Origin of the sequence: Micromonospora sp. NPDC048986, from assembly GCF_040649335.1 — a bacterium.
Classification (GTDB): Bacteria; Actinomycetota; Actinomycetes; order Mycobacteriales; family Micromonosporaceae; genus Micromonospora; species Micromonospora alfalfae.
Window position 1 is genome coordinate 115,646 of record NZ_JBEZFJ010000016.1, and the last position, 19,428, is coordinate 135,073.

Sequence of the window (19,428 nt, forward strand, 5' to 3'; positions counted from 1 at the left end):
CAGCGGCAGCGACGAGCGGCAGCGACGAGCGGCAGCGACGAGCGGCAGCGACGAGCGGCAGCGACGAGCGGCAGCGACGAGCGGCAGCGACGAGCGGCAGCGACGAGCGAGCCGCGGGCCGCAGCGGGCGGTGGGTGGAGGCGGGCGGTGGGTGGGCTTCCTTTGGAGCTGATGCCGTAAGCGATTCATCAACCAAGGGGACGGGTGCCGGGCCCGCGCGGCCGACTTGGATGTGACGGTGCAACGCCCGGTCCTCTGCGACGCCCGATTCGTTTGTGACATCAGCTCCAAAGGCGTTCGGTGACAGATGCTGGGCCCGCACCGACGGCACGCCGACGGGTCGGAGGGGTGAGGACACCGCCGGCACTAGCCTGGGGCGGCGACGCACTCATCGACCACGAAGGACCAAGGGGACGCATGGCGTACGTGCTGCTGGGGATCGCCATCCTCGCCGAGGTGGTGGCGACCAGCCTGATCAAGAGCACCGCCGGATTCAGTCGGCTCTGGCCGACGGTGGCGTGCCTCGGCGGCTACGCGCTGGCGTTCCTCCTGCTGGCCCAGGCCGTCAAGGAGATCCCCATTGGCGTGGCGTACGCCCTCTGGTCGGGTCTGGGCACCGCGGCCATCGTGGCGATCGGGGCGGTGTTCCTGGGTGAGTCGGTGGGGCTCGCCAAGCTCACCGGCATCGCGCTGATCATCGCCGGGGTGGTCATCGTGAACCTGGCCGGGGGGCACTGACCACCGCGGTCTCCGGTGGCCGGGTCCGACGGGGACCCGGCCACCGGTCCGACGGTCAGCTCGCCGTGCAGCTCACCACCGGCAGGCTGTTGGTGCCGGTCCAACTGCCGAGGAAGCCGAAGCTGGCAGTGGCCCCGGCGGCCAGCCGTCCGTTGTAGTCGGTGTTACGGGCGGTCACCGTGTTTCCGCTGCTGGTGAGGGCCACATTCCAGGACTGGCTGACGCTCTGGCCGTTGGCGAAGGTCCACCTGGCGCTCCAACCGGTGATCGCCCGAGCGCCAGCGGTCACCCGTACCTCACCCTGGAAGCCGCCCTGCCACTGGTTGGTCACCGTGTACGTCGCCGTGCAAGCACCGGCGGGCGGGGGCGTCGTGGGCGGCGGCGTCGTGGGTGGGGGCGTGGTGGGCGGGGGCGTGGTGGGCGGCGGCGTCGTCGGCGGTGGGGTGCCACCGAAGACGCTTGCCTCGCGGGCGGTCTGCCGGATGCCGTTGACGCCGTTGAAGAGGCGCTGACCCCAGTCGGTCAGGCTCGTCGGATTGAAGTTGGTGGCCAGGTCGAGGTACTCGACGCCGCCCCCGTTGCCACTCCACGACCAGCCCAGCCAGCCGATCCCGTTGGCCTGGCTGTACGCGAGGATGGCGTCCTCGTCCGGGTTGCCGTCGGAGTGGTTGAAGCCGAACTCACCGACCACGATGGGCAGCCCGGCGGTGCGGAACCGGCCCAGGTAGTCGCTGATCTCCGCGGCGGTGTCGAACACCCCGTACATGTGGATGGAGAACACGATGTTGCGGGCCGGGTCGGCGGCGAAGACCGAGGCGGCATTGTCGCGCATGGTGAACGACCAGTCCTGGCCCCAGTTCGGCGCGTCCACCATGATCGTGTGGGTCAACCCGCCGGCCCGCAGGCGCTTGATCGCACTGGCGTTGTCGGTGGCCCACGAGGCGTAGTTCTGGTTGCCGTACGGCTCATTGCCGATGTTGACAATGACGTACCTCTCCTGGCCGGCGAGGACGTCGGCGAGGCTGAGCCAGTAGTCGACGGCGCGGTCGAGGGTGATCGCGCCAGTCTGCTCGCCGTACCCGGTGGTGTCGTGCACCTCCAGCACGCAGATCAGCCGGTTGGCCTTGCAGAGCGAGATGACGTTGGCGACGTCGGCGTTGGTGTTGCGGGTCCACCGGTCGCCGCTGGAGAGCACCACCCGCACCGTGTTCGCGCCGAGGGCCTTGACGTCGGCGAACGAGCTGGTCTGCTGCGGGTACCAGGTGTGCGCGTGGTTGACGCCGCGCATGATGAATTCGGCGCCGTTGGCGTCGTACAACTTGCCGCCAGCGACGGAGAAACCGGCCGCGGCGTGTGCCGGCTGGCCAAACGCCAGCACTGTGACGAGCAACGCGAGCACTGTCGCGCCAGCGGCGGAGAGTCGAATCTTCATGGCCTTCCTCAGGGAGGACCCCCGGTGCCCGACAGGGGTGGGACGTGACAGGGGAAGGCGGCTGCAGCCCGGCAGCCGCGCTCGGCTCCCGGCGCAGGCATCAGCGTAGGACGATGGATTGGTCCTCGCAACCGGTTCAGTTGACGGGCCCGCAGCCCGGACAGCCGCAACGGCCCACGCGGACGCGGGCCGTCACGGGGCGGTCATCCCCACCACAGGATGTGCGCCACACCCGGCTCTTAACCGGTTAAGAGCGACGGTAGGCAGGCGGCCGGGATCCGTCAAGCACCGCGGCAGCCGAACCGGACGGGAGGGTTGACCGCCGTGCACCGGGGTATCCCGGGAACGATCCGTCAGCGAGAGGGGATACCAGGATGGTCAGCGTCGGCTACACCTTGATGAGCGAGCAGGCCGGGCCCAAGCAGCTGGTGGACCATGCGGTACGGGCCGAGGCCGCTGGATTCGACCAACTGGTGATGTCCGACCACTACTACCCCTGGCTGGACTCCCAGGGCCACTCCCCGTACGCCTGGTCGGTGCTCGGCGCTGTCGCTCACGCCACCTCCCGCGCGGAGCTGATGTCCTTCGTGACCTGCCCGATCCGCCGCTACCACCCGGCCGTGGTCGCGCAGAAGGCCAGCACCATCGGGGCGCTCTCGGACGGCCGGTTCACCCTCGGCCTGGGCGCCGGGGAGAACCTGAACGAGCACGTGGTCGGCGGCTGGCCGCACGTCCAGCAGCGGCACGAGATGTTCGAGGAGGCGTTGCAGATCATCCGGCCGTTGCTCAACGGGGAGACGCTGACCTTCTCCGGCAATCACTTCGACGTGCCCGACGCCTACGTCTGGGACCGCCCGGAACGGCCGGTGCCGATGGCCGTCGCCGCGTCCGGTCGACAGTCCGCGACGCTGGCCGCCGAGTACGGCAACGGCCTGATCTCCACCGAACCCGATCGGCACATCATCGAGATGTACGACGACGCTGGCGGCGCCGGCCAGCCCCGCTACGGCCAGGTGGCCATCTGCTACGGGCCCGACGAGGCCGAGTGCCGCAAGATCGTGCACGACCAGTTCCGCTGGTTCGGGATGGGGTGGAAGGTCAACGCCGACCTGCCCGGCCCGGAGTCCTTCGCCGCCGCCACCCAGTTCGTCCGCGAGGAGGACGTCGCCGAGGGCATTCCCTGCGGTCCGGACGTGGACGCGCACGTCGAGGCGTTCCGCAAGTTCGTCGACGCCGGCTTCACCCACGTGGCGATCATTCAGGTCGGTGGGGAAACCCAACCGATGTTCCTGGACTGGGCGCAGGAGCAACTGCTGCCCCGACTGCGCCAACTGTGAGCCCAGCGGCGACCGGTCGGCGGCGCAGGCCGACCCGACCCGCTCGGATAAGCCGATTCGGGTTGGCGGAACTGCGGTTCGGCATGGCCGCACCCCGGCCGGGCCGCCATCAGCTCGCCGCTCGTCCCGCACTAACGGACAGGTGACCATCATGCGCTTCGGCAACACGGAGATCCGCCCGCTCGGCGGGGGCCTCGGCTGCCTCCTGATGATCCTCTTCTCGATCGTGGCCTCGGTGGTGCTGACCGTCCTGCTGAATCTGGTGCTCTGAGCCGCGCACGCCTCACGCGGGGGACAACTCCAGCGTGGCGAGCAGCGGATAGTGGTCGGAGGCGGTGGCTGCCACGCCGTCGCGGATCACCCGACAGTCGTGCGTACGCTGCGCCACCGCAGGGCTGCCGAGCAGGTAATCCAACCGCATCCCGGCGAACTCGGCCCCGCCGAACCCAGTGGGCACTGTGTGGCCGGCGGCCTCCGGCGCGTCGACGTTGCCCGACGGCCAGAGGTCGACAAGGCCGGCCGCGAGCAGCCTGGCGATCGCGCGGGTGTCCACCGTGTCACCGGAGCGGCGCAGGTGCCGCCGCCGGTAGAGGGTGGGCATGCCGGCCAGCCGGGCGGTGTGGTCGACGGTCGGGTCGAGTGAGTTGAGGTCACCGGCGACCAGCGTCAGCGGGCCGTGGTGGCGACGCATCGCGGCGACCAACCAGTCGACCTCCATCCGCCGCCGGCCCCCGGAGTACGGGTAGAGGTGGGTGCCGAGCACAGTGAGCGGGCCGGCGGACGTGGCCACCACGACGCGGGCGGCGGCGTGGTGGAACGGACGACGCACTGACCCGGCGTCGACGACCCGGTACGGCGAGCGGACCAGCACCGCCACCGGCTGCCCGAAGCAGGACCGGGCCAGGTGGGCTGTCATCCCCACCCGGTCCGCCACGGTGGTCATCAGCCCGTCCCGGTCGAAGCCGCGCAACTCCTGCAGGGCCAGCACGTCCGGTGCCTGCTCGTCGATGACCTGGGCCACCTGATCCAACCGGTCGGGGCCACCGCGATCCCGGCCGCCGGTGCGAATGTTCCAGGTCATCGCCCGCAGCACGACGGCAGCGCCTAGTCGGCTCGGCCGGCCCGCGCCAGCTCGTCGTCGAGGGTGTCCACGTCCTCCGACTCGATGGCCGGTTGGTTGCCTTCCTTCAGGTCCTCGTTGGGGCGGATCACCAGGTAGAGCAGGCCGATCCAGAGCGCGGAGAGCAGGATCGCGCCCATGAAGTCGGTCGGGTGGTGCATTCCCCGGTACATCCGGGAGGTGGCCACCCCGACCGGCATGAGCACTGCCAAACCCACGAAGATCCAACGCCACCACCGGTCGGTACGCGGAAAGACGACGAGGGTGATCGCCAGCCAGACGCAGATCGTGGCCGCGATGTGCCCGGACGGGAACGACGAAGTGGGCATCTGCCCGTCCAGGTTCTCCACCGGCGGACGCGGCCGGTCGACCGCGCGGGCCGACGCGAGGAAGAGCGTCAGCTCCCCCACCATCGCCAGCGCCACGAAGAGCACCGGACGCCAGCGCCGCCACACCGCCAGCACCAGCGGGCAGAACACCAGTGAGATCAGCAGGATGGCGTGGGTGTCACCGAACTTGCTCCACCACCAGCTGACGTCGGTCAGCACCTCGGTGTGCCGCTCGGCGAACCACTGCGGCACCTCCGTGTCGAGGGTGTCGAAGAAGGTGCCCTTGGCGTGGTAGCTGACGTACGTGCCGAAGCCGTACAGCGCCCCGAACACGATCACCCAGCCGACCAGCAGCTCGGCCACCGCCGAACGGGGATGGGCCAGCACGTGTTCCTCGGCCGGGGCGGGGGCGATGTCGTGCCCCGCCTCCGGCTCCAGGCCCTCGGTCAGCGGCGGCACCGGCCGCCCCCGCTCCCGCCGCCACAGCCGGAAGGCGTACGCGGTGACGCCCAACCAGGCGGCCCCGAGCAGCCAGGCGGCCAGTACGTCGGAGACGAAGTGCACGCCCAGCGCGATCCGGGTCAGCCCGACCAGCAGCACCAGCACACCGACGCCGACGATGGCCGGCTTGCGCCAGCGGGGCGCCATGGCCGGCAGGAACACCAGCAGCAGCGCTCCGTACGCGACGAACGAGCCGAGTGCGTGCCCGCTCGGGAAGCTGTTGCCGGGCGCACTGGCGATCGGCACGTCCACGACCGGGCGGAGCCGGCCGACGAGCGTCTTCAGTGACGGGTCGAGGATCAGACCACCGACCCCCGTGATGATCAGGTAGACGGCGAGCCGGGGCTGGCGCCGGATCAGCAGCCCGACCACGGCGATGGTGACCAGCCAGATGAGGATCGGTCGGCCGCCCAGGTCCGTCACCGCCTGGAGCACTGTGACCAGCGCGTGGTGCGGGGCGACGAGGCCGTTGAACCACTCGGCGAGACCGTGGTCGGCGTCCTGCAACGGGCTCCACTGCACCCGGACGAGCAACAGCAGCAACCCGAAGGCCACCCCGGCGCCGGTGACGGCCACCAGACCGGCAATGCTCCGCTCGGCGAAATGCCCGAGCGGACGACGCGCCACCTCTTTGACCGCGGTCACCCCGCACCTCCCTTATCTGTCTGGCGAGGCGCTTTACCCGATCTGCGTCCGTCGTACACGCCGGTGCCGTCAGAGCGCCGACATGTCCCCGGTGTCGTACAGCTCGGCGCGGTCCGGGTCGGGCTCCCACAGATCCGGTTGGGCGGGCTCCCGCGCGCCGATGCGCAGCGCCTCCAGTTGGGCGGCGAAGGCCAGCCCACCGAAGAGCGCCATCCCGGTCAGGTTGGCCCAGAGCAGCAGCGCCATCATGCCGGTCAGGGCACCGTAGGTCTGCCCGAAACCGTCACTGAACCGCACGTACGCGGCGAGCAGCAGGCTGGCCAGCCACCACAGCGCCGTGGCGATGCCGGCGCCGAAGAACAGCCAGGACAGGCCGGGCTGGTTGCGGCGCGGAGCGTGTCGGAACAGCACGGCGACGGCGACGATGGTCAGTGCGAGGCTCAGCGGGAAGCGGATCACGTCCCAGACGCCGTTGGCGAGTTCGCCCCACTCGTAGTGTTCGCGGACCGAGTCGCCCATCGCACCGCCGCCGACCAGGATCAGGAAGCCGGCGAGGGCGGGCAGGCCGGCGGTGACGGCCAGCACGGCGGCCCGCAGGTACTTGCGCAGTGCCGGGCGGTCCCGCTCGACGCCGTAGATGCGGTTGGCGCCCCGTTCGATCTGGGCCATCGTGGTGGTGAGCGCGAACAGGCCGGTGAGCAGACCGAGGGTGAGCGCCAACTCCCCGGCGTCCTCGACGCGTTCGCCCTCGCCGAGCAACTCGCCGACCATCTGCGCGCTCTGCCCGGGGGTGAGCGCCAGCACGGTGTCGGCGACCACCTGGCCGCCCTCCTCGACGCCCAGCTCACTGATCAGGCCGGTGAGGGCGATCAGGAACGGCACGACGGCGAGGCAGAGTTGCAGCGCGAAGGCCCGGGAGTGGCTGAACCCGTCGCCGTAGCGGAACCTGATGAACGCGTCCCGCAGCAGGTGCCAGCCGCCCTGCCCGCGCAGTGTGTGCCAGGCGTCGTCGGCGGACAGCTCCTCGTCGGCCATCAGCCGGGTCTCCGGCACGATCCGGGTACTACTCACGGCGGGCTTCCTCGATCAGCTGCTCGCCCCGCTCCCCGGCACCTTGCGCGTCGACGGCCAGGTCGGGGGCGTCCTCGGGCTGGGGGACGCAGAGCCAGAGCGCCTGTGGTCGGACCTCCGCCCGCAGTTGGCGGCCCGGGGAGATCAGGTCGCCGTCCAACTCCCGAGGTTGCGCCCGGTTGCTGGTGACCACCACCCGTCGACCCCGGAACACCTCCAGCTGCGGCACCTGGCCGCTGCGGCGGATCACCGCCCAGCCGAGCGCGAGCCAGTGCCGCAGGTTGCGCGGGGTGAGCACGGCGACGTCGAGCCAGCCGTCGTCGGGCTCGGCCTCGGTCAGCAGGGTCACGCCGCCCTGCAGCCGACCGACGTTGGCGATCAGGACCGAACGGGCCCGGCGGCGCACCGGCGGCCGGTCGTCGATGCGGATCTGCACCCGCATCGGCCGGTCGCGTAGGTGCCGGGCGGCACCCACCACGTACGCCGGCCAGCCGATGCGGGCCTTCGTTGTCTCGTTCGTGGCTTCGAGCATCTGGGCGTCGAAGCCCATGCCGGCCATCACTGTGAAGTATCGGTCCTCGACAGCGCCGACGTCGAGCAGCCGTCGGCCGCGTTCGACGGCGACCTGCAACCCGGCGGCCAGGTCGGTGGAGAGGCCCAGGTTGGCGGCGAGCAGGTTGCCGGTGCCCTGCGGCAGCACGGCGAGGGCCACGTCGGTGCCGACCAACCCGCTGACGCAGGACATCACGGTGCCGTCGCCCCCGCAGGCGAAGACCAGGTCGACGCCGTCCTTGACGGCCTGCTCGGTCTGGCCGCGACCGGGGTCGTCGACCGTCGTCTCGTACCACTGCGGCGCGGGCCAGCCGGCCGCGGTCAGGGCGTCGTCGACGGTGCGGCGCAACTCGTCGAGATCGTCGACCTTGACCGGGTTGACCACCACCGCGGAGCGCAACCCGCCGTCGCCGCCCGAGGGCCGCCTGTCCTGTCCAGCATCCACGGCGCCAGTGTGCAGCACCCGGACGGCTTCAGCGACCCGGCGAGCGGCGCGCGTCGGAAGTGCCACAGACAGGTTTCAACCCGGCCCCACCCGTCAGGCCGCCGCCCGCAGTACGAGCTCCACCCGTCGGCGCAGATCGTCGAGGTCGACCCCGGACTCGGTGAGCACCAACGCCCCCAGCCCGTTGCCCTCCCGGAGCACCCCGAGCAGGATGTGCTCGGTGCCGATGTGGCGGTGGCGCAGCCGGATGGCCTCCCGCAGGGACAGCTCCAGCGCCTTCTTCGAGCGGGGCGAGAACGGGCCACCGAGGTACCGCTTGCGCCCCCAGCGGCGGCGCGGCGCCGGCACCGCCTCGCGTAGCGCGTCCGGGCCGAAGGACTGTTCGATGCGGGCAACGATCGCGGCCAGGTCGATGCCGATCTCCCGCAGCGCCGCCGCGTCCGCGTCACCGAGGCCCGCGCCGCCGTTGGCGGTGTGCCGCCGGACGCGTTCGCGCAGGTCGTCGGCGCGCACCCCGGCGTCGGCGAGCACCCGGCTGGCCAGCCCGGCGTCGTCGGCGAGCAGGGCGAGCAGCAGGTGCTCGGTGCCGACCGGGCGCTGGCCCTCGACCCGCGCCTCCTCCAGCGCCCGTCGCACCACGTCGCGCGCCCCGTCGGTGAATCGTTCGAACATCACGCCTCCCAGGATGAGGTGACCGCCGGTCGTCCGGCGTGCTTCTTGTGCACTGCCTGCCGGCTGACCTCGAGCGTGTCGGCGATCTCCTGCCAGGACCAGCCCTGTCGTCGGGCGTTGTCGACCTGGACCACCTCGAGCCGCTCAAGGAGCCGGCGTAGCGCGCGGACGGCGCGCAGCCCGACCCGGGGGTCGGTGCTGCCGGCTGCCGCCGCGAGTTCTGTCGCCTGACTCATGCCGTCAACATACGTTGACAACCCTCCCGTGTCAACCCTGGTTGACGAACGCTTGCCTGTCCCAGCCGCCGCACCCCACCCCAAACTTGACAGCGCTATAGCTAGCCGTTATCCATTAACGATCTAGACGAAGGACATATCTGGTGCAGGACGTGGTGCTGGCCATGCTGGCCAAGGAGCCGGCGCACGGATACGAGCTGCGCAGCCGGCTGCGGGCCGCGCTAGGCCCGCTGGGCGAGGCGATGAACGCCGGGCAGATCTACGTGACGCTGACCCGCCTGAGCAAGGCCGGGCTGGTGACCTCACAGCGGGCTGAGGGCCTGCCGGACCGGCCCGAACGCCGGGTGTACGCGCTCACCTCGGAGGGGCAGCAGCGAGTCGCCACCTGGCTGGCCGAAGTGAACTGGCCAAAGCCGGACCTCGCGGAGTTTCACCTGAAATTGGTGGCCGCCGCGACAGCCCGGCTGGCCGATCCGGTAGCCCTGGTCGACGCGCAGCGGCGTGAGGTGCTGCGCCGGCTGCGCGACGCCCAACGGGCCGCGTTGGAGCGGTCGGTGGATCCGGTCGCCGGGCTGCTGTTGGAGGGGGTCGTGCTGCGGCTGCGGGCCGACCTGGAATGGCTGGAGGCGTGTGAACGCCTGTGGGCTGAGCTTGATCCGACCGGACGGAAGGCGGGCGCGTGACCGGGTCGACGGTATTGCAGGCGCATGGCCTCAGCATGCTTTACGGCGACGAGCACGCGCTGGTCCGCGCGGTCGACGAGGTCGACCTGAACGTGCCGGCCGGGCAGTCGCTGGCGGTGATGGGGCCCAGCGGCTGCGGCAAGTCCACCCTGCTGTACCTGCTCGGCGGGCTGCAACGCCCCACCGACGGCCAGGTCTGGCTGGCCGACCGTCGGATCGACACGATGAGCGAACGGGCCCTGGCCCGGCTGCGGCGTGACAGCCTCGGGTTCGTCTTTCAGTCGTTCCATCTCATGGACGAACTCACCGCGGTGGAGAATGTGGAGCTGGCCGCGCTGCTGGCCGGCCAGTCACCGAGGCGGGCCCGCAAGCGGGCGATGTACCTGCTGGACCGGGTGGGGCTTGCCGACCGCGCCACACACCTGCCCGCGGCGCTGTCCGGTGGGCAGCGCCAGCGGGTCGCCATCGCCCGGGCGTTGAGCAACGAGCCGCTGGTCGTGTTGGCTGACGAACCCACCGGCAACCTGGACAGCGCCGCCACCCTCGACGTGCTGCGACTGTTCGAAGAGCTGCGCACCGCAGGACAGACCCTCGTGGTGGTTACCCATGACCCCCGCATCGCCGCGGTAGCCGACCGGGTGATCGCCATGCGTGACGGCGCGTTCGTCGACGACAACCAACTTGCCGGCACCGCCATCGGCACCGTCTACGACGGGCGGCGCTGACATGGCCGGCCGACTCCTGCTCGTCTGCCGGCTGCTGATGCGAGACCTGCGCCGCCGCCGAACCGAAACCATCCTGCTGCTGACCGCAATCACCGCCGCCACCGCCACACTGACCATCGGCCTCACCCTCAACGAAATCGCCGACCGGCCGTACCAGCAGACCCGGACCGTCACCGCGGGCCCGGATGTGATCGTGACACCCCGAGCCACCGGCCAGGCCGCACTGGACGAGCTGGCATCGCTGACCACCGGGGCCGGCGTCACCGGTCACAGCGGCCCCTTCCCGATCGCCTACCTGACGATGACGGCCCGCGGGAAATCCGCGCACACCGTCGTAGCGGGCCGGGACACCACACCCGCATCGATCGACCGGCCCGCCGTGACCGACGGCTCCTGGGTACGGCCCGGCTGCGTGGTCGTCGAGCGCGCCTTCGCCGACGCCCTCGGCATCCGCATCGGCGACACTGTCAACATCGGCCGCCACCGACTGCGCGTGATCGGCACCGCGGTCACCGCCGCGAGAGCGACGTACCCCTACGCCGGGTGGCACTACCCCGGCAGCGTCCTGGTCGAGCGCGGCGGCCTGGTCTGGGTCGACCACACCGACATCGCCACGCTCGCGGGCAGCCAGCCGCTGTCGTACACCCTCAACCTCAAACTCGCCGACCCCGCGGCCAGCAGCACGTACCCCATCGGCGACCAACTCACCACCTGGCAGGCGATCAGCTACCTCAACGGTCGGCTGTACAGCGACGCGCAGATCGCCCTGGTCGTCGGCAGCTGGCTACTCAACGGCCTTGCGCTGGCCGGCGTCGCCGGCATCGTCGCGGGTCGGATCATCGGCCAGCGTCGCCGGGTGGGGCTGCTCAAGGCCGTCGGCGCCGGACCGGCCATGATCGCCGCCGTTCACCTCGCCGAGTACCTCGCGATCGGACTTGCCGCCGCCGCCACCGGCCTGGTCACGGGCTGGCTCGCCGCACCCGCGCTGATCCGCCCCAGCGCCGGACTCATCGGCTCCGTCAACGCCCAGCCACCCGCGCTGCGCATGGTGTCCGCCGTCACGGTTCTTGCCCTCGGGATCGCTGTGGCGGCGACTCTGGTGCCGGTGTTGCGCGCCGCCGCCACCAGCACCGCTCACGCGCTGGCCGACGCCGCGACGCCACCGCGGCGCCGGCGGTGGCGCATCTGGCTGTCGCGGCGGCTGCCCACCGCCCTACTGATCGGGGTGCGTATCAACGCGCGCCGACCGCGCCGCGCCCGGCTGGTCACCGTGAACACCCTGATCACCACGACCACTCTCGTCGGCATCCTCATGGTCAACACCCAGGCGGTGCACTTCGACCTCGGCTACACCGAACTCGCCAATCCCCGGGTGGAACGGGGCGAGCAGGCCACCCTCGTGCTCACCGTCGTGCTGTGCGTTCTTGCGCTCATCAACGCCGTCGTGAGCGCCTGGACCGCTGTCCTCGACGCCCGGCAACCACTGGCTGTCGCCCGGACGCTCGGTGCGACGCCCGCCCAGGCCGGCCTGGGCCTGGCGGTGGCGCAGCTGCTTCCCGCCATGCCCGGGGTCGCCGTGGGGATCCCGGCCGGCGTCGGGCTTGTCACGTTCGTCAGCACCGGCGAGGTCCAATACCCGTCCGATTCCTCACTGCTCGCCACCGCGCTCGGAGTCCTGCTCGCCGTCGCCGCCCTCACCGCCATCCCGGCGATCATTGCCGCCCGGCGTCCGGTCGTGGACACACTCAGGTCCGCACCGACCTGACCGCCGAGCCATCCGATCCCGCCCGCCGCCGTGCCCATCCGACTACCCTCGGTCAGGGACAGCTTGGTCGTGCCGGGCGCGACGCCCGGGAGGTGATATCGGATGGCCGCACCCGCCGACGCAGCGGTGCTGGTCGGCCTCGGCTCGGAACTCGACCTCCCGGTGGTCGAAGAGGCCGCGCAGGAGGCCGCCGGACACGGCCGGCCGCTGCACCTGCTGCACACCTTCGACTGGCGCGCGGCCTTCGCCGCGGACACCGTCGCCGCACCCCGCGACCAGGCCGAAAAACTGATCACCCGCGCCGCCCAGCTCGCCCACCAGACCGAGCCGGGGCTGACCGTACGCGGGGAAATCGTCGAGAGCGCCGTGCTGCCCACCCTCATCCGCCGCTCGGAGGGCACCTTCCTGCTGGCCGTCGGCGACAGCGGCATGGCGGGCAGCGGCCAGTGCGTTCCGGCCGAGACGACCGCCGTGCAGTTGGCCGCCCGCGCCGGCTGCCCCCTGCTGGTGGTTCGACGTGAGCCGCCGCCACAGGGTCCGGTGCTGGTGGGCGTCGACGGCTCCCCCAGCTCACACCTCGCCCTCCAGTGGGCCGTGCAGTGTGCGGCCCGCCGGCGCGCTCGACTGCTGGCGCTGCGGGTGGTCGAGTACGACGAGGACACCGACGCGGTAGCCGAGCAGCTCACCGAGGCACTGGCCCGGCACACCGGCCGCGACAACACCGTGCCGACCGAGTGTCGCGTGGTACGCGGCGACCCCGCCGAGGTGCTGATCGACAGCTCCCGCAACGCGCAGGTGGCGCTGGTCGCCGCCCGCGGCGACGAACCGGGCCGGGCCATGCTGGGCGCTGTCGCCCAGTCCCTGCTCTACCACTCCCCGGCCCCGGTGGTCGTCGTCCGCGGCCTGGCCGAGGCGCCGCTGACCGGTCCGAGGACCGACCGGCGCGGGACCAACGGCCCTGACCCGGGGCGTCCGCAGCGGCCAGGCTGGACGCCGGACGCCCCACTCCTACCCGCGAGAGGCAGCATGATGGAGACAGCTCTCGACGTGCACCCCACCCTCACCGACGACGAGCTGCGCCGGCTGGACGCCTACTGGCGCGCCGCGAACTACCTCACCGTCGGGCAGATCTACCTGCTGGACAATCCGCTGCTGCGCGAGCCGCTGACCCCCGACGACATCAAACCCCGGCTGCTCGGGCACTGGGGCACCAGCCCCGGCCTCAACCTGATCTACGCCCACCTCAACCGGGTGATCGTGGCGCGCGACCTCAACGCCATGCTGGTCACCGGCCCCGGTCACGGCGGTCCGGCCATCGTGGCCAACACCTGGCTGGAGGGCACCTGGTCGGAGCGCTACCACGACGTGGCCCGCGACGAGGCCGGGATGTCCCGGCTCTTCCGCCAGTTCTCCTTTCCGGGCGGCATCCCCAGCCATGTCGCTGCGGACGTGCCGGGTTCGATCCACGAGGGCGGCGAGCTCGGGTACGCGTTGAGCCACGCCTACGGCGCCGCGTTCGACCACCCGGACCTGCTGGTGGCCTGCGTGATCGGCGACGGCGAGGCGGAGACCGGGCCGTTGGCCGGCAGTTGGCTCTCCGACGTGTTCCTCAACCCGGCGCGCGACGGCGCGGTGCTGCCCATCCTGCACCTCAACGGCTACAAGATCGCCAACCCGACCGTGCTGTCCCGGATCCCCGAGGCCGACCTGCTCGACCTCATGCGTGGATCCGGCTACCAGCCGTACGTGGTGGCCGGTGACGAACCAGCCCGGGTGCACCGGACCCTCGCCGCGACGCTGGACCGTGTGCTGAGCGAGATCGCCGAGATCCAGCGGCGGGCCCGTTCCGGAAGCGTCGTCGAACGTCCCCGCTGGCCGATGATCATTCTGCGGACGCCGAAGGGCTGGACCGGCCCGCGTGAGGTCGACGGCACCCAGGTGGAGGGCACCTACCGCGCCCACCAGGTGCCGCTGTCGGGCGTCCGCGACAACCCGGCGCACCGGGCCGAGCTGGAGCACTGGCTGCGCAGCTACCGGCCGGAGGAGCTGTTCGACGCGACCGGCGCGCCGGTGCAGGAGCTGCTGACGCTGCCGCCGCGCGGTGACCGGCGGATGAGCGCCAACCCGGTCACCAACGGCGGTGTGGTGCTGCGCGACCTGACCCTGCCCGACTTCCGCGACTACGGCGTGGAGGTGCCCGAACCGGGTACGCCGATCGCCGGCGCGACGGGGGTGCTGGGCCCGTGGATCCGCGACGTCATCACCGCCAACCCGGAGACGTTCCGGCTGTTCGGTCCGGACGAGGTCGCGTCCAACCGGCTGGGTGCGGCGTTCGAGGTGACCGACCGGGCCTGGGTGGCCGCCACGGTGCCCGGCGACGACCACCTCTCCCCCGACGGACGGGTCATGGAGGTGCTCTCCGAGCACCTGTGCCAGGGCTGGCTGGAGGGCTACCTGCTGACCGGCCGGCACGGCGTGTTCACCAGCTACGAGGCGTTCATCCACATCGTCGACTCGATGCTCAACCAGCACGCCAAGTGGCTGAAGGTGACCCGGGCCATCCCCTGGCGACAGCCGATCGCCTCACTGAACTACCTGCTCTCCAGCCATGTCTGGCGGCAGGACCACAACGGCTTCTCCCACCAGGACCCGGGCTTCATCGACCACGTGGTCAACAAGAAGGCCGAGGTGGTGCGGGTCTATCTGCCGCCGGACGCCAACACGCTGCTCGCCACCATGGACCACTGCCTGCGCAGCCGGCACTACATCAACGTGGTGGTGGCCGGTAAGCAGGCCGCCCCGAACTGGCTGACGATGACCGAGGCGATCCAGCACACCCGGCGTGGCCTGGGCATCTGGGAGTGGGCCAGCAACGACGGCGGCACCGAACCGGACGTGGTGCTCGCCTGCTGCGGAGACGTGCCCACCCTGGAGACGTTGGCCGCCGTCGAGCTGCTGCGTCAGAACCTGCCGACGTTGAAGGTGCGCCTGGTCAACGTGGTCGACCTGATGCGACTCCAGCCGGACACCGAGCACCCACACGGTCTGACCGACAACGAGTTCGACACCATCTTCACCGAGGACCGGCCGATCATCTTCGCGTACCACGGTTATCCATGGCTGATCCACCGACTCACCTACCGCCGCACCAACCACGAGAACCTGCACGTGCGCGGTTACAAGGAGGAGGGCACCACCACCACCCCGTTCGACATGGTGATGCTCAACGACCTGGACCGCTTCCACCTGGTCATCGACGTCATCGACCGAGTACCCGGGCTGGCCGCCAGCGCCGCGCACCTGCGCCAACGGATGGTCGACGCCCGACAGGCGGCCCGCGACTACACCCGCCAGTACGGCGAGGACGACCCCCAGGTCGCCGAATGGCGCTGGGTCCGCGAAACCGACCCGACCACCCCCTGAAGGAGGACGACGTGCGCGACGCGGAGATCCTGGTCGGCTACGACGGCTCCACCGACGCCTCGGTGGCCCTGAACTGGGCCGTGGAGGAGGCGCGGCACAGCGGCCAGCCGGTGCGGCTGGCGTACGTCTTCGAGTGGCTGACAGTGGCCAGTTGGGTCGGCCCGGGCGTGGCCCCCGGGGTGTGGCCGGACGACACCGCCCGCCGGCAGGTCGAAGACCTGGTCCGCAGGGCCGCGGCGGACGCCACCGCGGCAAACCCCGGGCTGCGGATCACCGGCGAGGTGTACGACGGGCCGCCCGCGCTGGTGTTGCAGGAACGCTCGGCGGAGGCCGGGATGCTGGTGCTGGGCAGCCGGGGTCACGGCGGCTTCGGCGGCCTGCTCGCCGGGTCGACGGCGGTCTCGGTCGCGGCGCACGCCCACTGCCCGGTCGTGGTGGTCCGCGACGGGCCCTCGGTCGCCGCGCCGGCCGGCCCGGTGGCGGTCGGTGTGGACGGTTCGGAACCCTCGCTGGTGGCGCTCGGCTTCGCGGCCGAACGGGCGGCCCAACGGCGGACGCCGCTACGTGTCCTGCACGCCTGGACCCCGGGTCCCGGCGGGGCGGCCGGGACACCGGACGAACGGGCCGCCGTGGAGCAGGCGCTGGAGCCGTGGCGGCGGACATTCCCCGAGCTGGCGGTGACCGTCGACCTGGTGCCGACCAGCCCGGCGGCGATGCTGACCGAGGCGAGCCGAAACGCGCAGCTGGTCGTGGTCGGCAGTCGGGGCCGGGGCGGGCTGGCCGGCATGCTGCTCGGCTCGGTCAGTCAACAGCTCATCCAACACGCCGCCTGCCCGGTCGCCGTGGTCCGCGAGCGCTGACCACAGCGGGCCCGACGACCCGGCCGAATCGGGACCTGTGGCCCTGCGGGGACACCGCCGAAGGCCACAGGATGAGTCGACGAACCGCTGGACGGTTCGCCGAGCAGAGACGGAAAGGTCGTGACCATGAGTCAGGAAAGTCAGCTGACCACCGCGCTGGCGGAGGCCGCTGCCACCGCCGGCCACGCTCCCTCGGTGCACAACACCCAGCCGTGGCGTTGGCGGGTGCTGCCCGACGCGTTGGAGCTGCGCTCGGTCGCCGACCGGCAGCTCGCCGCCAGCGACCCCGAGGGGCGGCTGCTCGCGATCAGTTGCGGCATCGCCCTGCACCACGCCCGACTGGCGCTGGCCGCCGAGGGGTGGCGCGCCGTGGTGGAGCGGCTGCCCGACCCGGACGACAACGAGCTGCTGGCCCGGCTGACCGACCTCAGCCACACCGGGGCCGACCCGGACGCCATGCGCATGGTGCAGTGCATGCAGGTGCGGCACACCGACCGGCGGCCGGTCAGCGACGAGCCGGTTCCGCCCACGGCGATCGAGGTGATCACCCGGGCGGTCAGCGCGGAAGGCTGCCGGTTGCAGATCCTCGACCGTGACCAGGTGCTGGAGCTGGCCGCCACCGCCGGGCACGCCGACCGGGTCGAGGCCGAGGATCCGGAGGTACGTAGCGAGCTGGCGTACTGGACCAGCCGGGCTGGCTCGGGCACCGGCCTGCCGGCGGAGGTGCTGCCCGAGCAGCCCGCGCAGACGACAGTGCCGGGTCGGGACTTCGGGCGGCCCGGCAGCCTGCCGGTGGGTCCGGGCCACGACCGGATGGCGGTGTACGTGATGCTGCACGGCGACGAGGACGAACGGGACAACTGGTTGCGTGCCGGCGAGGCACTCTCCGCCGGCTGGCTGACCGCCACCCGACTCGGCGTGTCAGTGGTGCCGCTCAGCGCGGTGGTGGAGGTGCCGGGCACCCGGCAGACCCTGCGGCACCTGCTCTCCGGGATCGGCTTCCCGTACCTCGCGCTGCGGTTGGGCATCGCGGACCCGGCACACTCCGGCCCGCCGCACACGCCGCGGTTGACCACCGCGCAGGTGGTCGACACCTCCGCCGTCAGTTGACGGGTCTGGCGACCAGCGGCACCGGCGTTACCATCCCCCGGTGACCAGCAGCGCGCCGTTGCCCCGTCAGGAGCCGTCCCCGGCACCGTCGCTCGGGCTGAGCCCGCTGTCCCGGGTCCGTCTCGACGAGCTGTTGCAGGAGATGCTGGTCCGGGTCGGCGAGGTGGTGACCAGCCGGGAGCGCCTGCGGGCCCTGCTCGACGCGGTGGTCGGCATCGGCACCAACCTGGATCTGCGCACCACACTGCAACGCATCGTGCAGGCGGCCTGCGAGTTGGTCGGCGCCCGGTACGGCGCGCTCGGCGTGGTCGGCCCGGACCGGCTGCTGCACGACTTCATCGTCCACGGCGTCACGCCCGAGCAGCACGAGCAGATCGGCGACCTGCCGCACGGGCGCGGGGTGCTCGGCCTGCTCATCGACGATCCCCGGCCGCTGCGGATGCCCGACATCACCCAGCACCCCCGCTCCTTCGGGTTCCCGGCCAACCACCCGCCCATGCACAGCTTCCTGGGCGTGCCGGTCCTCATCCGCGACCAGATCTTCGGCAACCTCTACCTGGCGGAGAAGCAGGGCGGCGCGGAGTTCACAGAGGACGACGAGGAGATCGTCGTCGCGCTCGCCGCCGCCGCCGGTGTGGCCATCGAGAACGCCCGCCTGTACGCCCTGGCGCACCGGCGGGAACGCTGGCTCGCCGCCACCGCCGAGATCACCACGGTGCTGCTGGGCGAGGTACGCCGTACCGACGCGTTGGCGTTGGTCGCCCGCCGCGCCCGCGAGGTCGCCGAGGCCGAGCTGGCCCTGGTGCTGCTCTACGACAGCGACACCGACCAGTTCTCCGTGGAGGTGGTCGACGGCGCCGACGGGCAGGCCATCGCGCTCGTCGGCGCGGTCCTTCCCGCCGTTGACACCAGCTTCGGCGCGGCGGTCGCCGAGGGCCGGCACGACCAGGTGGACGACCTGGCGCACGCCGCGCCGTGGCCGGCGCTGCTGCACACCGGCCCGGCGATGATCTCACCACTCGCCACCGCGGAGACCCTGCACGGTGTGCTGATCGTGGCGCACCGGCCAGAGCGCGGCGGTGGCGCCAGCGAGGAGGATCTGACGCTGCTGGGCAGCTTCGCCGGGCAGGCCGCGCTGGCCATGGAACGGGCGCGCGGCCAGGAGGAACGGGAACTGCTGGTGGTTCTCGAGGACCGCGAGCGCATCGCCCGCGACCTGCACGACGTGGTGATCCAACGGCTCTTCGCCACCGGGCTGCAACTCCAGAGCGCCGCGCCGATGGCCCGCCCGGAACTCGCCAAGCGGATCAACGCGGCCGTCGACGACCTGGACGCCACCATCCGGGACATCCGCCGGACCATCTTCGAGCTGCGCACGCCGATGACCTCGGAGCTGCGCACCGAGATCCGGGCGGCGATCGAAGTGGCCGCCGAAGCGCTGGGCTTCACGCCGCACCTGGAGCTGAGCGGGCCGGTGGACAGCGCCGTGCCGGACGCCGTCCGCCCGGACCTCACCGCCGTGCTGCGCGAGGCCCTGTCGAACGTGGTTCGCCACGCGCAGTGCACCCGCGTCGACGTCGTCGTACGCGTCGACGCCGGCCAGGTCACCGTGACGGTCACCGACAACGGGGTGGGCTGCGACCCGGCCGCCGCCCGGGGTGGCCTTGTCAACCTGCGCGAACGCGCCAGCCGCCTCGACGGCACCTTCACGATCGCCCCGGCCGAGCCGCAGGGCACCGAGGTGCGCTGGGCCGTGCCGCTGCGCGACTGACTCCCGCGACCCC

The 19,428-nt window shown here is 71.7% G+C and carries 17 protein-coding genes and 1 pseudogene; 11 read left to right on the forward strand and 7 right to left on the reverse strand.

Annotation, left to right across the window (positions count from 1 at the left end):
* Nucleotides 1–417: 417 nt before the first annotated feature.
* A complete protein-coding gene (locus AB0B94_RS28020; protein ID WP_357286941.1) occupies nucleotides 418–738 on the forward strand; it encodes a multidrug efflux SMR transporter in 321 nt (106 codons plus the stop codon).
* 55 nt (nucleotides 739–793) lie between these two features.
* On the opposite strand, the gene AB0B94_RS28025 is transcribed toward AB0B94_RS28020, so the two are convergent.
* Entirely contained in the window at nucleotides 794–2,170 is a 1,377-nt protein-coding gene (locus AB0B94_RS28025; RefSeq protein WP_357286944.1) for a cellulase family glycosylhydrolase, read from the reverse strand.
* Between the two features lie 374 nt (nucleotides 2,171–2,544).
* Between AB0B94_RS28025 and AB0B94_RS28030 the strand changes: the two genes are divergently transcribed.
* Both AB0B94_RS28030 and AB0B94_RS28035 read left to right on the forward strand, forming a co-directional pair.
* Nucleotides 2,545–3,507 (forward strand): TIGR03557 family F420-dependent LLM class oxidoreductase, encoded by a 963-nt coding sequence (locus tag AB0B94_RS28030; protein WP_357286951.1) that lies wholly within the window; start codon nucleotides 2,545–2,547, stop codon nucleotides 3,505–3,507.
* Between the two features lie 142 nt (nucleotides 3,508–3,649).
* Complete coding sequence (locus tag AB0B94_RS28035) at nucleotides 3,650–3,778, forward strand: hypothetical protein (protein ID WP_256443305.1); 129 nt, start codon at nucleotides 3,650–3,652, stop codon at nucleotides 3,776–3,778.
* A gap of 12 nt (nucleotides 3,779–3,790) precedes the next feature.
* Here the strand turns inward: AB0B94_RS28035 and AB0B94_RS28040 are convergent, their stop codons facing one another.
* The 6 genes from AB0B94_RS28040 to AB0B94_RS28065 form a co-directional block, all read right to left on the reverse strand.
* Nucleotides 3,791–4,600: an endonuclease/exonuclease/phosphatase family protein gene (locus AB0B94_RS28040; protein ID WP_357286954.1), complete on the reverse strand. Its 810-nt coding sequence runs from the start codon at nucleotides 4,598–4,600 to the stop codon at nucleotides 3,791–3,793.
* 11 nt (nucleotides 4,601–4,611) lie between these two features.
* Entirely contained in the window at nucleotides 4,612–6,102 is a 1,491-nt protein-coding gene (locus AB0B94_RS28045; RefSeq protein WP_357286957.1) for a phosphatase PAP2 family protein, read from the reverse strand.
* Between the two features lie 69 nt (nucleotides 6,103–6,171).
* Nucleotides 6,172–7,173: a YihY/virulence factor BrkB family protein gene (locus tag AB0B94_RS28050; RefSeq protein ID WP_357286960.1), complete on the reverse strand. Its 1,002-nt coding sequence runs from the start codon at nucleotides 7,171–7,173 to the stop codon at nucleotides 6,172–6,174.
* Nucleotides 7,166–8,170, reverse strand: coding sequence for a diacylglycerol kinase family protein (locus AB0B94_RS28055; RefSeq protein ID WP_357286964.1), 1,005 nt, complete (start codon nucleotides 8,168–8,170; stop codon nucleotides 7,166–7,168). Before AB0B94_RS28055 ends, AB0B94_RS28050 begins: the two co-directional genes overlap by 8 nt.
* 93 nt (nucleotides 8,171–8,263) lie before the next feature.
* A complete protein-coding gene (locus AB0B94_RS28060; protein WP_357287146.1) occupies nucleotides 8,264–8,842 on the reverse strand; it encodes a Clp protease N-terminal domain-containing protein in 579 nt (192 codons plus the stop codon).
* Nucleotides 8,842–9,078, reverse strand: coding sequence for an HTH domain-containing protein (locus tag AB0B94_RS28065; protein ID WP_357286968.1), 237 nt, complete (start codon nucleotides 9,076–9,078; stop codon nucleotides 8,842–8,844). Before AB0B94_RS28065 ends, AB0B94_RS28060 begins: the two co-directional genes overlap by 1 nt.
* Before the next feature lie 143 nt (nucleotides 9,079–9,221).
* Between AB0B94_RS28065 and AB0B94_RS28070 the strand changes: the two genes are divergently transcribed.
* From AB0B94_RS28070 to AB0B94_RS28105, 8 genes and pseudogenes are all read left to right on the forward strand, one after another.
* On the forward strand, nucleotides 9,222–9,761 hold the full coding sequence (locus tag AB0B94_RS28070) for a PadR family transcriptional regulator (RefSeq protein ID WP_357286973.1): 540 nt from the start codon (nucleotides 9,222–9,224) through the stop codon (nucleotides 9,759–9,761).
* Between the two features lie 35 nt (nucleotides 9,762–9,796).
* Nucleotides 9,797–10,486: an ABC transporter ATP-binding protein gene (locus tag AB0B94_RS28075; protein ID WP_357286976.1), complete on the forward strand. Its 690-nt coding sequence runs from the start codon at nucleotides 9,797–9,799 to the stop codon at nucleotides 10,484–10,486.
* A gap of 1 nt (nucleotide 10,487) precedes the next feature.
* Nucleotides 10,488–12,251 carry an FtsX-like permease family protein gene (locus AB0B94_RS28080; protein ID WP_357286983.1) on the forward strand — a complete coding sequence of 588 codons (1,764 nt, stop codon included), beginning with the start codon at nucleotides 10,488–10,490 and terminating at the stop codon, nucleotides 12,249–12,251.
* A gap of 102 nt (nucleotides 12,252–12,353) precedes the next feature.
* Nucleotides 12,354–13,091, forward strand: a pseudogene (locus AB0B94_RS28085) (universal stress protein); the annotation flags it as partial.
* Nucleotides 13,092–13,280: 189 nt separating this feature from the next.
* Nucleotides 13,281–15,674 carry a phosphoketolase family protein gene (locus AB0B94_RS28090; protein WP_357287150.1) on the forward strand — a complete coding sequence of 798 codons (2,394 nt, stop codon included), beginning with the start codon at nucleotides 13,281–13,283 and terminating at the stop codon, nucleotides 15,672–15,674.
* Nucleotides 15,675–15,685: 11 nt separating this feature from the next.
* Nucleotides 15,686–16,534: a universal stress protein gene (locus AB0B94_RS28095; protein ID WP_357286986.1), complete on the forward strand. Its 849-nt coding sequence runs from the start codon at nucleotides 15,686–15,688 to the stop codon at nucleotides 16,532–16,534.
* A 126-nt stretch (nucleotides 16,535–16,660) separates the two neighbouring features.
* Nucleotides 16,661–17,644, forward strand: a complete 984-nt coding sequence (locus AB0B94_RS28100; RefSeq protein WP_357286989.1) for a nitroreductase — start codon at nucleotides 16,661–16,663, stop codon at nucleotides 17,642–17,644.
* Between the two features lie 142 nt (nucleotides 17,645–17,786).
* Entirely contained in the window at nucleotides 17,787–19,415 is a 1,629-nt protein-coding gene (locus AB0B94_RS28105; protein ID WP_357287153.1) for a GAF domain-containing protein, read from the forward strand.
* The last annotated feature ends 13 nt before the right edge of the window (nucleotides 19,416–19,428 follow it).